Origin of the sequence: Metabacillus niabensis, assembly GCF_902829255.1 — a bacterium.
Classification (GTDB): domain Bacteria; phylum Bacillota; class Bacilli; order Bacillales; family Bacillaceae; genus Metabacillus; species Metabacillus niabensis.
In genome coordinates this window covers 1-1253 of sequence record NZ_CADEPK010000158.1, presented here as the reverse complement: position 1 = coordinate 1253, position 1253 = coordinate 1, and the positions used below count along the sequence as shown (strand labels likewise).

Below are 1253 nucleotides of genomic sequence, written 5' to 3'. Positions count from 1 at the left end.
GACTATATAGTGATAAGATTGGACATTCAAAATTACTTTGATAATTTACCAGTTGAAAACCTATTAGAGTATTTACAAGAAACTATAAAGCCAAATGATAAAGTAGAACATAACTATGATGAGAATACAATTAAAGAAATTGAAACCTTCTATAAATTTATTATGAATAATAAGAAAGGTATTCCTCAAATAGATAACTGTATTTTATCGGCTTTTATGGGCTATTTATATCTTTGCTTCTTAGACTTAAAGGTCGATAGTTTAATGAAGTCTCTTAATTATAAAGAATATAAAATAATTAGATATATGGATGATATTTATATTCCCTTTAAACCAAAAGAGACTTCTGACAATAGTCAGTCAATTAAAGAAGCAGTTGAAATTTTGGGCAAAATCAAAGACATTGCGTTTTATGATTTTCAATTGCATATAAATAATAAGACTAAAATTTATAATTTATCAAGTCCAAAAGAAAAAGAGGAGTTCTTTAAAGATACGAAGAATGAATCTGTAATAGAATATTTGGATGTACCAATAGATCTTGGTGATGAAACTGAAGATAGTGATGGACATGAACAAACTATAAAAAAGATATTTGATGAACTAGAAAACATAAAAAATGGTGGAGTTAACCTAGAAATAAATCACAGCGATATAAATCAGTATATTTTACATAAAATATTTGATAGGTCAATATCAAACCTCTTAAATAAAAATGAATATAAATTGAAAATAGAGGAAATCTTCACGAATTTTAACTATGACTTATTAAGTGTAAGCCCTTTGGTTTTAACAATCCTAGTGATGAAGAGTGATAAAACTAAAGAGGAATATATTAATTATTTATTACAAAAGGATATTTCAACATCTAATGCTAGACTTCTTGTTATTGAAGCATTAAGGCAAAGTAAATTTAATCATACAGAGCTATTTTTAAAACTCTATGAAGATAAACACTTTAAAGATGTGTTATTACTATATGAAACAACAAATTTAAATTATAATAATCCTGGTTATTTTGAGCTTTCAATGCAATATACTTATAAACTATTAAATAATAATCCTCTGATTATTAAACAAATGGAGTTAAGGGTTCTGAATGAAATGAGAGGGGATTATTCTGTAGCATTAAATCATCTTGTTAATGAATTTCAATCAATTTGTTATTCACTAAATGAAAAAGATATTAGAAATTTTAATGCTAATTCTGTAGAAGATTTTTTAAAAAGTGCAAGCATTGAACATTCTATTTG

General features: G+C 25.2%; 1 protein-coding gene. It reads left to right on the top strand.

Going from position 1 to position 1253, the window contains the following annotated elements; genetic code table 11:
* Positions 1–18 precede the first annotated feature (18 nt).
* Positions 19–1253, top strand: a 1235-nt coding sequence (locus HU235_RS12085; protein WP_217451439.1) for a hypothetical protein, incomplete at its 3' end; no start/stop codon positions are given.